Raw genomic sequence first — 12776 nt, forward strand, 5'->3', positions numbered from 1 at the left:
CGTTCGTCTCCCTGTTTCCGGTCAGCCGAAGCGGCCGGTGATGTAATCCTGAGTACGCTGCTCAAGCGGATTGGTGAAGATGTGGTCGGTCGGACCCTCCTCGACCAGATGGCCGAGGTGGAAGAAGGCGGTGCGCTGCGACACGCGCGCGGCCTGCTGCATGGAGTGGGTGACGATGACGATCGTGTAGTTGGTGCGCAGCTCGTCGATCAGTTCCTCGACCTTGGCCGTGGCGATCGGGTCCAGCGCCGAGCACGGCTCGTCCATCAGAATCACTTCCGGCGACACGGCGATGGCGCGGGCGATGCACAGACGCTGCTGCTGGCCGCCGGACAGACCGGTGCCGGGCTCCTGCAGGCGGTCCTTCACCTCGTTGTAGAGCGAGGCCTTCTGCAGCGAGGTCACCACGATTTCCTCAAGATCCGCCTTGGACTTGGCCAGACCATGGATGCGCGGACCATAAGCCACGTTGTCGAAGATCGACTTGGGGAACGGATTGGGCTTCTGGAACACCATGCCGACGCGGGCGCGCAATTCGACAACGTCGAGGTCGGTGTTGTAGATGTCTTCGCCATCCAGCGTGATCTTGCCCTCGACACGGGCGCCGACGATCGTGTCGTTCATCCGGTTGATGCAGCGCAGGAAGGTGGACTTGCCGCAGCCCGACGGTCCGATGAAGGCCGTGACCGACTTCTCGCCGATGTCGATGGAGACGCCATGCAGCGCCTGCTTGGTGCCATAGATGACCTTGACGCCGTCGGCGTGGATCTTGGTGGGACGCGGGCTGGCGTCGGGCGTTCTGATGGTCTGGAACGGAGCCGGGGAAGAGGACATGGACACGTAACTCCAGGAAAAATCGGCACTTGGATCGAAACCGGCATGTGCGCTGCGTTTTGCACGAGGCGAGAGCAACTGCCGGAACCGGTCCCTGAAAGGCGGGCGGCTTACCAGCGGCGTTCGAACATGCGGCGCAGGAGGACGGCGCAGCTGTTCATGGCGAGCAGGAAGGCCAGCAGAACCATGATGGCGGCCGAGGTGCGCTCGATGAAGGCGCGCTCGGGTTCGGTCGCCCACATGTAGATCTGGGTCGGCAGCGACGTCGCGGGATCGAGCGGCGTGGCGGGATAGTCGACCACGAAGGCCTTCATGCCGATCATCAGCAGCGGCGCGGTCTCACCCAGGGCATGGGCGAGGCCGATGATGGTGCCGGTGAGGATGCCAGGCACGGCCAGCGGCAGCACATGGTGGAACACCGTCTGCATCTTCGAGGCGCCGATGCCGAGGCCGGCGTCACGGATGGACGGCGGCACCGCTTTCAGCGCGGCGCGGGTCGAGATGATCACCGTCGGCAGCGTCGTCAAGGTCAGCACCAGACCACCGACCAGGCTGGCCGAGCGGGGCAGATGGGCGAAGTTGATGAAGACGGCAAGACCGAGCATGCCGTAGACGATCGAGGGCACGGCCGCGAGATTGTTGATGTTGACCTCGATGAGGTCGGTCCAGCGGTTCTTCGGGGCGAATTCTTCGAGATAGATCGAACCGGCCACACCAAGCGGCAGCGACAGCGACAGCACCACCAGCATCATGTAGAGCGAGCCGATCGCCGCCACGCCCACACCGGCCACTTCCGGACGCGTGGACGCACCGAAGGTGAACAGGCCCGTGTTGAAGGCGAGATGCAGGGCACCGCTGTCCTTCAGCTTTGTGATGAGGACGATGTGCTTGTCCTTGATATTGCGCTGACTTTCGGGAATGTCGGCGCGGATCGAGCCCTTGACGAAGGAGTCGACGTCACCGGTGGCGTAGAACTCGACGTCCTTCGTGGTCCCGATCAAGGCAGGATCCTGCGCCAGCATCTGACGCAGCATCGGGCTCGACCCCTTGGAGAACAGGTCGAGCGCGTCATAGAGACCGTCCTCGTCGTCGGGGCTGATCTCGAGGCTCTTCTGAACAGTGGCAGAGAACAGGTCGTCGAAGCGGAAGGCGTCGCCGCCCATGATTGCCTCGGCGCTGCGGTTGCCATCCGGCGCGACGATCGCCGGATCGAAATCCACCTTCAGCGTGATGCGGGTCTGCTCGAAGGCGGTGTAGCCGCGCGAGATGATCGAGGAGAACAGCAGCACCAGGCAGAGAATGCCGAAAGTCAGCGCGGCAATGCCATAGGCGCGGAAGCGGCGTTCGGAGCGGTAGCGACGCTGGAGTCCGAGGTCGATATGGGAGACGATCAGCGCCTGCTCGGGCGTGTTATGCGAGAGGGTCGCGGTCATTCATACTGCTCCCGATACTTCCGGACGATGGTGAGGGCGAGCACGTTGAGGGCCAGCGTCGCAACGAACAGCGTGATGCCGAGCGCGAAGGCCACCAGGGTCTGGGGACTGGTGAATTCCAGGTCGCCGGTCAGCTGGTTGACGATCTTCACGGTGATCGTCGTCATCTCGGTGAACGGGTTGAGGCTCATGTTGGCGGCAACGCCGGCAGCCAGCACCACGATCATGGTCTCGCCGATGGCACGGGAAGCTGCGAGCAGAATGGCGCCGACGATGCCGGGCAGCGCCGCGGGGAGAACCACCTGCTTCACCGTCTCCGACCGCGTGGCACCAAGGCCGAGCGAACCGTCGCGCAGGGCGCGCGGCACGGCGGTGATGATGTCGTCGCTGAGCGAGGAGACATAAGGGATCAGCATGATGCCCATCACCAGGCCGGCGGTGATCACGTTGTTGCCGGAGGTGCCGAGACCGAAGGGCACCGCCACATAGTCGCGGATCGCCGGGCCGACGGTGGTCAGCGCAAAGAAGCCGTAGACGATGGTGGGGATGCCGGCGAGGATCTCGAGGAGCGGCTTGGCCACCGAGCGAACCCGGCTGGAAGCATACTCGGACATGTAGATCGCCGAGAACAGGCCGACAGGCACCGCCACCAGCATGGCGAAGAAGGAGATGAACAGCGTGCCCCAGGCGAGCGGCAGGAAGCCGAACTGGCCGCTTTCCTGCGAACCGGCGGCCGCAAACCGCGGATCCCAGACGGTGCCGAGGAAGAAGTTGGCGGGGGACACCATGGAGAAGAAGTGCAGGGCCTGGAACAGCATCGACAGCACGATGCCGATCGTGGTCAGCACCGCAACCGACGACGCCAGGATCAGCAGCACCAGAATGACGCGCTCGACGGCGGTCCGCGCCCGCAGACGCGGCTTGATGCGGATGAAGGCGAACACCAGACACAGCGCGGTCACCAGGGAGACGGTGACATCGGTGATATCGGAGAGGGTGGCGCGGATGGCATTGAGCGAGATGGCGGCGGCGAGCTGATAGGGCTCGACATCGCCTGCCAGCGGCACGCCATGCTTGGCGAACACCGAACGCGCCGTGACGACGCCGATCTTGATGTTCTGCATCTCGTCGGGCGTGACCGTCTTCAGGCCGTTGGCCACCTGCTCGACATTGGCGATCGCCAGGGAGAGGTTGGTCTCATCGGCCAGCACATTATCGGGCAGATGGGCCCGAACGGCGTGGTCGGCGATATAGGGACGGCCGATCGACAGCAGGATCAGCACGATGACGGCCGGAATGGCGGTCCAGACCAGCACGAAGGAGCCGTAATGGGCCGGGCGCGCGGCCATTGGCTGGCGTCCTTCCCGGGCGAGGGCTACGGACTTCCAGCGCCCGATCGCAAAACCGAACAGCGAAAGACCTGCGATCAAGGCAAGCAGCCAAAGCGGTCCCATGTCACCCCCAAAAAACTACGGCATGCAAACTGTAAAACGGGGGAGTCCGGACCGGACTCCCCCGTCATCATGATGGGTATCAGAGGGTCTTGCCGGCCTTGAAGTCGGCGAGAGCGGCCTTGCGCTCTTCCTTCGGCGCCGGGACGAGGCCCTTTTCAGCGGCCGGCGAACGCGGGCCGATCATCTTGTCGTTCAGGAAGAACTCGACATATTCCTTGAGGCCGGGGACGGCGCCGAGGTGAGCCTTCTTGACGTAGAAGAACAGCGGACGGGAAACCGGGTAGGTGCCCTTGGCGATGGTCTCGGTCGACGGCGTGATGCCGGAGACGGTGGCGACCTTCAGCTTGTCCTTGTTGTTCTCGTAGAAAGCGAGACCGAACACGCCGATACCGGTCTTGTTGCTGTCGATGCGGGCGAGGGTTTCGTTATACTCGCCGTCGATGTCCACAGCCTTGCCGTCCTTGCGGATCTTGACGCAGGCCTTCTCGGCGTCGGCCTTGGCCAGACCCGAAGCGACATAGGCGTCATAGGCCTTGGTGGCCTTGCAGCCTGCGAGCAGCAGCTTCTGCTCGAAGACTTCACGGGTGCCGTGCTTTTCGCCCGGGATATAGGCGGCGATATCCCAGTCAGGGAAGCCGGCCTTGACGTCGGACCACTTGGCATTGGTGTTGTCGACCAGCTGGCCGTCCTTCAGCACCTTGGCGCCGATGGCGTTGAACCAGTCAGCCGGCTCGTAGGCGAAGTCCGGGCCCTTGATGTCCGAGGCGAAGACGATGCCGTCATAGCCGATCTTGACTTCCTGGACTTCGGTCACGCCGGCGGCCTTGCAGGCATCCAGCTCTTCGGCCTTGATCGGACGCGAGGCATTGGCGACGTCGATGGTGTCTTCGCCAGCGCCCTTGCAGAATTCCTTGAGGCCGGCACCGGTGCCGCCGCCCTCGACGATCGGGGCCTTGAAGGACGGGTTGGCTTCGGCAAAGGCCTCGGCGACGATGGTCGCATAGGGCAGCACCGTCGAGGAGCCGGCCACATGGATCTGGTCGGCCGCAAAGGCGGCGGCGGGGAAGAGGGCGGCGACGCCCAGGGCGAGGCTGCTGGCAGCGGTGGAGAATTTCACGGTTCTGCTCCCGTTGAATGGGTCGAGACAGTCGGCGGCGTCAGGTCGGATGACCCGTGCCAAGGCCGATGCGGGGCAACCTAGTGACCGCCCGCAACCGTTCTATGACAATTTTCAGAAGGATTTATGACAGTGTAAATTATTGATTTAATTGATGGTATTCCCTTATTTGTCAGAAGAGCCCTGCGCAGAGGGCAGCCAGATGTGAACCTCTGTCCCAACACCGACCTCGGAGCGGATCTTCATGAGACCCTGGTGCCGGTTGAGAATGTGCTTGACGATGGCGAGCCCGAGGCCGGTTCCCTTCTGCTCACGCGATCGGGCGGCATCAACGCGGTAGAAGCGCTCGGTCAGGCGCGGCAGATGTTCGGGCGCAATGCCGGGCCCGTCGTCGCTGACGCTCAGCGCCCAGCCAGGCTCGCCCGCGACGTCGGTTTCCCCTTCGACACGAACGCCGACCGTGCCACCTTCACGACCGTATTTGATGGCATTCTCGACGAGATTGGTCAGCACCTGCAACAGTTCGTCATGGTCGCCCACCACCAGCGCCGGCGCATCGGGCAGGTGCACGCTGATGGTCGCCTGCCGCTGGCCGGCCACCGGCGTCAGCATGTCGGCACCGCGTGCGACCATGTCCCGGAGGTCGATCCGCCCGGTCGGACGCTGATGCGCCCGCATTTCCACACGCGTCAGCGACAGGAGATCGTCGATGAGGCGGCCCATGCGCTGGGCCTGCTCCAGCATGATCTTGAGGAAGCGCTCGCGATTCTGCTCATCCTTGCGCGCCGGACCCAGCAAGGTCTCGATGAAGCCGGTGAGCGAGGCCAGCGGCGTGCGCAGTTCGTGGCTGGCATTGGCGATGAAGTCGCCGCGCATGCGATCGACGCGCACCATTTCCGTGTCGTCGTGAAAATGTACCAGAACGAAGTCGGGCCGCTGGCGCGTCGCGTGCTTGGGCCGGTGCAGCGCCTTGCAGGTGGCGGTCATGTGCCGCTCGGACGGACCGCGCAGGACAAAGCGCACCGGTTCCGCCACGCCGCCATTGCAGGCCTTCGACAGCGCCTCCAGCACTTCCGGCACGCGCAGGCGGAAGGACAGGGGATCGCCGGCGCGGGTGATGCCGAAACTGTCCTTCGCCGCCCGGTTCTGAAAGCGCACGATGCCCTCGGCATCGGTCAGGAAGGCGGCCTCATCCAGCGCGTCGAGCAGCATCTTCATGCCCGTTTCGGGCCAGACCGGAAAAGCCTGCCCGGTCACCTGGGGACGACCTTCGATCACCTTCGGCGCATAGCGGGTCATCGTCGCGGCCGCACCGATCATGCCCATCACCGCCAGGGCCGCTTCGACGATGGGAATGTCGAAGGCCGCCCAGGCCAGTCCCCAGATCAGGGCGCCAACCGCGAAGATGCCCCAAAGACGGCCATCCGGACGCGGTTCAGGCGATCCCTCCTGCGGAACGACATGTTCGCCACCGCGATTTTCGGTCTCTTGGCTCATTCATTCACCAGCCGTTCACGCTTCAGGGCGACTCTGTGCAATTCAGGAACAGGTTGTACCGTGGACTTTGGCAGTCAAGCGGAGGACCACGGATCTATCAGCTCTTTATGACAATCAGGTCATGGCGAGCGCAAGCCGGCTGTGGATTTTGGCGCGTCGGACGGGGACGGGCCGCAAACCGCCGCCAACCGTTCAGGGAACTGGGGGAACGCTGTGGGCAAGAAAGAAGTGAAAGCCGCAACGCCGGCTCGGCAGTGGGAATCCAAGGTGGAGTTGATCGCCGCGCGCGAAGGGGCCGCCGTCCTGGCCACACAGGCGCCGCAGGCCCCGCCGATCACCTACGGCAAGATGGTCTTCGACCTCGACAATCCCTATCTGCCCGAGGAAATCGAGCAGAACGCCCTGACATCGGGCGGCTATCCTTACAAGGAAAGCCTCAAGGAGAAGCCCTATCTCGAGGAGCTGCGCCTGCTGCAGATCGAACTGGTCAAGATGCAGAAATGGGTCAACGACCAGGGCAAGCGCATCGTCGTGCTGTTCGAGGGTCGCGACGCCGCCGGCAAGGGTGGCACAATCGGTACCTTCCTCGAATACATGAACCCCCGCTCCGCCCGCCATGTGGCGCTGACCAAGCCCTCGGACGTCGAGCGCGGCCAGTGGTATTTCCAGCGTTACGCCCTGGAACTGCCGACCCGCGGCGAGATCGTGCTGTTCGACCGCTCCTGGTACAACCGCGGCGTCGTCGAGCCGGTCATGGGCTTCTGCAAGCCCGAGGAAGCCGATCTCTTCCTGACGGAAGTGCCGAGTTTCGAGCGCATGCTGATCCACGAAGGCATCGTGCTGGTGAAGATCTGGCTCGACATCGGCCGCGAGATGCAGCTCAAGCGCTTCCACGATCGCCGCCACGATCCCCTGAGGATCTGGAAGCTGTCGCCGGTCGACCTCAAGGCCTTGGGCATGTGGGACGAATATACCCTGGCGCGCAATCGCATGCTGAAGGCGACGCATTCGGACCTGAGTCCGTGGATCGTCATCCGCTCCAACGACAAGAAGCGCGCCCGCCTCAACGCCATTCGCCATGTGCTGTCGCTGCTCGATTATGATCGCAAGAATCTCGCGGCCATCGGCGACATCGACGGCAAGATCCTCGGCAAGGGGCCGAAGTTCCTGAAGATCAAGGACTGACCCGGAACCCCACCGCTTGACGTGACGGGACGCCGGTAGCCCTCGGGCTCCGGCGTCTCTGTTTGTGCAGGCCTGTTCCGGGGTCAGGCGAGACGCAGATACCAGTGAATGTCGCGGTCGCAGATTTCGCCGAAGAAGCGGTCGCACTCGGCTTCCTTGATGGTCAGGAACACGTCCATGAAGCGTTCGCCCAGGCGGCGCTTGAGGAACTCCGACGCCCGCGCCCGGCGCAAGGCATCCGGCCAGTGGCGCGGCAGCGACGGCGGGATCTGCTCATAACCGTTGCCGACGATCGGCCTGGACGGTTCCAGCTTCTTCTCTATGCCCTCCAGCATACCCGCGATCACCGCGGCCATGGCGACATAGGGGTTGGCGTCGGCCCCCGACACACGCTGTTCGAGGTGACGCGTCTTCGGCGGTCCGGCCGTGACGCGGATCGGCACCGACCGGTTCTCGACCGCCCAGGCCGGCCCGAGCGGCGCATAGGAGTTGGCCTTGAAGCGGCGGTAGCTGTTGGCGTTGGGCGCAAACAGCGCCATGCTCTCGGCCATGGTGACTTCGAGCCCGGCGATGGCCTGGCGCAGCAGCTCGTTGCCCTCGGGCTCGGCACCGGCGAACAGGTTGTTGCCGGCCTCGTCGGCAAAGCTCACATGGAAATGCGTGCCAGAGCCGGCAAACTCCGCATAGGGCTTGGCCATGAAGGTGGCGACATAGCCGTGCTTTTCCGCGACACCCTTGACGAGGCGCTTCCACAGGATGGCGTCGTCGGCGGCCCGCAAGGGATCGTCGCGATGCTCGAGCACGATCTCCAGCTGGCCCGGTGAATATTCCGAAATCAGCGTGCGTGCCGGCAGGCCGGCGATCTCGGCAGCGGCATACACTTCGTCGAGAAAGCCGGAGAAATCCGAGAGGTCCTGCACCAGATAGGCCTGGAACTCGCTCTGGCGGAACCCGTTGGGCGCCGTCGGTGGCTGAATGCGCCCGTCCGCGGCCGCCTTGCCGTCGAGCAGGTAGAACTCGAGTTCCACCGCCGCGACGGGCCGATAGCCGAGCGCATGCGCCTGGTCGATGACACGCGCCAGTGCATGGCGCGGATCGGCGAGCGAGCCGGACCCGTCCCGCTCGTAGCTCGTCAGGATGAATTGCGCCGTCGGCGTCGTCTTCCAGGGCGTGCGCGTCAGCGTGCCGGCCACCGGTCGGCAGGGGCGATCGCTGTCGCCCTCGTCCCAGACAAGGCCCGTCTCCTCCACATCGGCGCCCTTGATGTCGAGCGACAGGATGGAGCAGGGCAGGGGACGGCCGTTCTTGTAGGCCCCGAGCACTTCGGAGCGACGCAGGATCTTGCCCCGCTGCACGCCGGAGCTGTCGGTCAGGAAGCATTCGAACTGCACGATGTCGGGGTTGGCGGCGAGGAAAGCCTCGATCTCGCCCGCATCGGCCAGCTTGACGGAAGACATGGAAATCACCTCAGAAGCGCATCAAGCGCGAGATCGAACACGCCGAGCAGGCGGTCCACATGGGCGTCGGTGGTGGCCGGCGACACCAGAGTCATGTTGTGGAAGGGGGTGACGATCACGTCCCGGTTCAGGAGGAACAGGTGGATCGCCCCTTCGAGATCGTGGTCGACGGTGCGGTGCGCGTGCGCGCCGTCGGAGAGCGGCACCGGCGAATGCACGATCTCGGCGCGCGCGCCCAGTCGCGTCACCGACCAGGGCAGGCCGTGCGCGTCGATGGCGGTGGCAAGACCGTCGGCCAGCTTGTCGGCCAGCCGGTGCATGTGCCGGTAGGCCGCGTCGGTCATCACCTGGTCAAGCGTCGCCCGCATGGCGGCGAGCTGCAGCATGTTGCCCGACAGCGTGGTGCCGATGCCCGAATAGCCGGCGGGACGGCGGCGGTTGAGCTCGCCCATGGCGGTTTCCACCTCAGCGGTGAAGCCGAAGACGGCGGCGGGCAGACCGCCGGCGATCGGTTTGCCCACCACGAGGAAGTCGGGCTTCAGCCCATGCGCCTTGGCATAGCCGCCGCGCGCGGTCGAAACGGTATGGGTCTCGTCGATGCAGAGCAGGCTGCCATACTTGCGGCAAAGCGCCGCAAGACCGTCGAGATAGCCCGGCGCCGGCAGCACCATGGCGGTATTGGTCAGCGCCGGTTCGGTCAGAACCAGCGCCACATCGCCCTTGGAGAGTTCGGCCTCGGCGGCAGCCAGATCGTTGAAGGGCACGGAAACGCTGGTGCGCGAGATGTCATAGACCTGGCCGATCAGGCCTGCGCGGACGATGGTATGTCCGGCCTGATCCCGGGTGACGAAGGCATCGTCCACCTGGCCGTGATAGCAGCCCTCGAACACCATCAGCCGCGGGCGGCCGGTGAGGCCGCGCGCCCAGCGGATCACGGCGCGGTTGGCATCGGAGGCGGTCTGCGTCACCTGCCAATAGGGCAGGGCAAAGGTCGACGACAGGAGCGCGCCCACCACCGCCGTATCGGTCGACGGCATCATGGCGGTCATGCCGGTCTTCACCGCGGTCTCGATGGCGGCGACCACCGGGTCGGGCGAATGGCCGAACATGGCGCCGGTGTCGCCCAGGCAGAAGTCCGCATAGACATGGCCGTCGGCGTCGATGACCTCGGCGCCCTTGGCGCTCGCCACCGTCAACGGAAAGGGCGTCCCCCAGTCATTCATCCAGTGCAGCGGCACGCCGCCCGGAAAATGCCGCCCGGCGCGCACCGAAAGCTCGGCCGAAGCGGGATTGCGGGAGACGTAAAGCGCCTTTTCCTCGGCAATCAGCCGGGCCAGGGAAGCGGAAGAAAGTGTTGCGGATGCCATTTTTACGAACCGGAGAAGCGGGGCGGCAAAGGTGGCATCAACGCGGGGGATTTGTCCATAGGCCGGAAGGGTGAGACCGCAGCGCTCAGCTGAGCGCTTCCCGCCTGAGTTCATAGAGCATCACGCCGGTCGCGACCGCCAGGTTGAGGCTGTCTGCCTGGCCGGCCATGGGGATCTTGACGCGGACGGTGCAGGCTTCGCTCATCTCGTCGGTCATACCCGCCTGCTCGTTGCCCATCACCAGAACTGTGGGGGCCTCGCTCTCGACCTTGCGATAGTCATGGGTCGCCTTGAGGTGCGTGCCGACGAGGCGAAGAGAGCCTGCCCTCGCCCAGTCGATGAAGGCCTCGCGGGACGTGCGGCTCAGCGGCACGTGGAACATGGAGCCCATGGTGGCGCGCACTGCCTCGAAGGAATAGGGGTCGCAGGTCTCGCCCACCAGGATCACGCCCTTGGCGCCGACCGAATCCACCGTGCGGATGATGGTGCCGAGATTGCCGGGATCGCGCACCTGTTCGAGCGCCACATAGAGCTCGCCCTTGCCGACCTTGACCTCCTTGAGCGGCTTGAGCCGCTGGCGGAACACGCCGACCACCATCTGCGGGTTTTCGCGTCGCGTGATCTTGGCGAGCACCGCTTCGCTCACTTCCATCACCGAACCGCCGCGCGCCCGCACCGTTGCCGCCGCCTTGGCCACATGCGGCTGCTCGCGCACCGCTGGCGTGAAGGCGATGGCGTCCACCGGCCAGTTCTCCGCCAGCGCGTCGGTGACGAGCTTCAGGCCCTCGCCGAGGAACTGTCCGGTTTCGTCGCGCGTCTTCTTCATGGACAGCGCGCGCACATCCTTGACCCAGGGGTTGGTGAGCGAGGAGATCTGCTTGACCTCGCCGGCCTGTGTGCGATCGGTCATGACGAAGAGCCTTCGAAGCGGGAGAACATGGAGGTGGAAAGCAGACGGCCGGGACGGCTGGGATCGCCCGTTTCGCGCACCACCAGCTCGCCCGAGGAGATGCGCCCAAGTCGGTGGCCGAAGAGGTCGGCGGTCAGTTCGTGGATCGACAGGAAGCTTGCGCGGATGGCATAGGCCGTCAGCACCATGAAGGAGGGGCCGGGCTTCAGGATCTGGCGCACCAGGTCGAGCATGTGCGGCAGGTCCTCACCCAGCGACCACACCTCGCCGTCCGGACCGCGGCCGAAGCGCGGCGGATCGAGCAGGATGCCGTCATAGAGCCGGCCGCGCCGCACCTCGCGCTCGCAGAACTTCACCGCATCGTCGACGATCCAGCGGATCGGCGCATTCTCAAGGCCGGCCAGCGCCTGATTGTCACGGCCCCAGGCCACCGACTTCTTGGAGGCGTCCACATGGGTCACCTCTGCGCCGGCCTTGGCGGCGATCAGCGAGGCGACGCCGGTATAGCCGAACAGATTGAGCAGCTGGGGTTTCTGGTTCCCTTCTTTCGGCGCATGCGCGCCGCCTCGCGCGTCCGCTCGGGTGCCATTCGGCACAAGGGGCATTTCCTGTCTCGGCGCATGCGCGCCGCCTCGCGGGTCTGCTCGGGTGCCATTCGGCACGAAGCTCGAAGGCGAAGCGAGCGCCTTCAGTTTCTCGGCCATCCACGACCAATGGGCATATTGCTCGGCGAAGATGCCCACATGGCGGAAGGAAGTGAGTTGGCAGACGATCGGGATGGCGTCGACGCCGATCTCCCAGGTCTGGCCAACGCCCGGCGCGATGCGCCAGCGGCCGGGGCCTTCCTCCTCGGTATCTCCGGTGAAGGCGGCGCCGGCCGCGTCCCAGACGGCGGGCGCGAGACGGCGCGGCCCCATGGCCTGCGGCTCGGGACGAACCACGGTCAGCGCCCCATAGCGTTCAAGCTTGGCGCCTTCGCCCATGTCGAGGAGGCGATAGTCGTCCCAGCCCTCGGTGACCAGCACTTCGCCGATCGCCTCTTGCGCAAGCCGCGGGCCGAGCAGCGCCGGCATGGGGCGCTTGAGCTCCGGTGCACCGGCGGGGCGGGCGGGACCGCGCTCGGGACGCGGGCTGTCCTTGAGGCGTTCAGGCGCGCGTTCACCGCCCTTGGCGGCGCGTTGGGACGGGGCGGAGCGATTGGCGGTCCGGGGCGGTTCTTTGCGAGCCACGGCGATCTTTCTTCAGCAAACGAGATTTTCGCCCCTTATACACCGTCGTGCGCCGCTTTGAAGGCCATGCATGGCGTGTTTGCGCCCTTTACCTCCCGGTCCCCCGGGTCTACAAGGGCCGCCAACCTGAATGCCAGAGCCGGAGTTGCCTGATGCGTCCCTCCCGTAGAGCGCCAAATGAATTGCGCCCCGTGTCCCTCGAACGCGGCGTGTCGCGCCATGCGGAAGGCTCCTGCCTCGTCAAGTTCGGCGAGACCCATGTGCTGGTGACCGCGTCGGTGGACGAAAAGGTG

The 12776-nt window shown here is 65.2% G+C and carries 10 protein-coding genes and 1 pseudogene; 2 read left to right on the forward strand and 9 right to left on the reverse strand.

The features are described from left to right. Positions 1-21 precede the first annotated feature (21 nt). From pstB to L2I41_RS07970, 5 genes are all read right to left on the reverse strand, one after another. The gene (pstB, locus tag L2I41_RS07950) at positions 22-834 is read right to left on the reverse strand and encodes a phosphate ABC transporter ATP-binding protein PstB (RefSeq protein WP_237152993.1); all 813 of its coding nucleotides are present in this window, start codon (positions 832-834) and stop codon (positions 22-24) included. 110 nt (positions 835-944) lie between these two features. Next, entirely contained in the window at positions 945-2267 is a 1323-nt protein-coding gene (pstA, locus tag L2I41_RS07955; protein ID WP_237152994.1) for a phosphate ABC transporter permease PstA, read from the reverse strand. Next, entirely contained in the window at positions 2264-3721 is a 1458-nt protein-coding gene (gene pstC, locus L2I41_RS07960; protein ID WP_237152995.1) for a phosphate ABC transporter permease subunit PstC, read from the reverse strand. The genes pstA and pstC overlap by 4 nt, the downstream gene beginning before the upstream one ends. A 79-nt stretch (positions 3722-3800) precedes the next feature. Continuing rightward, positions 3801-4838 carry a substrate-binding domain-containing protein gene (locus L2I41_RS07965; RefSeq protein WP_237152996.1) on the reverse strand — a complete coding sequence of 346 codons (1038 nt, stop codon included), beginning with the start codon at positions 4836-4838 and terminating at the stop codon, positions 3801-3803. 165 nt (positions 4839-5003) lie between these two features. Then, positions 5004-6335, reverse strand: coding sequence for an ATP-binding protein (locus L2I41_RS07970; RefSeq protein ID WP_237152997.1), 1332 nt, complete (start codon positions 6333-6335; stop codon positions 5004-5006). Between the two features lie 348 nt (positions 6336-6683). Here L2I41_RS07970 and ppk2 point away from each other — a divergent pair, with 348 nt between their 5' ends. Continuing rightward, positions 6684-7520, forward strand: coding sequence for a polyphosphate kinase 2 (ppk2, locus tag L2I41_RS07975; protein WP_237153013.1), 837 nt, complete (start codon positions 6684-6686; stop codon positions 7518-7520). Between the two features lie 83 nt (positions 7521-7603). On the opposite strand, the gene L2I41_RS07980 is transcribed toward ppk2, so the two are convergent. From L2I41_RS07980 to L2I41_RS07995, 4 genes are all read right to left on the reverse strand, one after another. Further along, a complete protein-coding gene (locus tag L2I41_RS07980; RefSeq protein WP_237152998.1) occupies positions 7604-8977 on the reverse strand; it encodes a glutamine synthetase family protein in 1374 nt (457 codons plus the stop codon). A gap of 5 nt (positions 8978-8982) precedes the next feature. Next, positions 8983-10344 (reverse strand): aspartate aminotransferase family protein, encoded by a 1362-nt coding sequence (locus L2I41_RS07985; protein ID WP_237152999.1) that lies wholly within the window; start codon positions 10342-10344, stop codon positions 8983-8985. 85 nt (positions 10345-10429) lie between these two features. Then, complete coding sequence (locus L2I41_RS07990) at positions 10430-11254, reverse strand: TrmH family RNA methyltransferase (RefSeq protein WP_237153000.1); 825 nt, start codon at positions 11252-11254, stop codon at positions 10430-10432. Next, positions 11251-12483, reverse strand: coding sequence for a class I SAM-dependent methyltransferase (locus L2I41_RS07995; protein WP_237153001.1), 1233 nt, complete (start codon positions 12481-12483; stop codon positions 11251-11253). Before L2I41_RS07995 ends, L2I41_RS07990 begins: the two co-directional genes overlap by 4 nt. A gap of 152 nt (positions 12484-12635) precedes the next feature. Here L2I41_RS07995 and L2I41_RS08000 point away from each other — a divergent pair. After that, positions 12636-12776 (forward strand): annotated as a pseudogene (locus tag L2I41_RS08000) (ribonuclease PH); the annotation flags it as partial.

The sequence above is a fragment of the Oryzibacter oryziterrae genome, from assembly GCF_021864535.1.
GTDB lineage: Bacteria > Pseudomonadota > Alphaproteobacteria > Rhizobiales > Pleomorphomonadaceae > Pleomorphomonas > Pleomorphomonas oryziterrae.

Coding starts and splice junctions, on each gene's coding strand:
- pstB (WP_237152993.1), bottom strand. CDS start 834: ATGTCCTCTTCCCCGGCTCCGTTCCAGACCATCAGAACGCCCGACGCC.
- pstA (WP_237152994.1), bottom strand. CDS start 2,267: ATGACCGCGACCCTCTCGCATAACACGCCCGAGCAGGCGCTGATCGTC.
- pstC (WP_237152995.1), bottom strand. CDS start 3,721: ATGGGACCGCTTTGGCTGCTTGCCTTGATCGCAGGTCTTTCGCTGTTC.
- L2I41_RS07970 (WP_237152997.1), bottom strand. CDS start 6,335: ATGAGCCAAGAGACCGAAAATCGCGGTGGCGAACATGTCGTTCCGCAG.
- ppk2 (WP_237153013.1), top strand. CDS start 6,684: ATGGTCTTCGACCTCGACAATCCCTATCTGCCCGAGGAAATCGAGCAG.
- L2I41_RS07980 (WP_237152998.1), bottom strand. CDS start 8,977: ATGTCTTCCGTCAAGCTGGCCGATGCGGGCGAGATCGAGGCTTTCCTC.
- L2I41_RS07985 (WP_237152999.1), bottom strand. CDS start 10,344: ATGGCATCCGCAACACTTTCTTCCGCTTCCCTGGCCCGGCTGATTGCC.
- L2I41_RS07990 (WP_237153000.1), bottom strand. CDS start 11,254: ATGACCGATCGCACACAGGCCGGCGAGGTCAAGCAGATCTCCTCGCTC.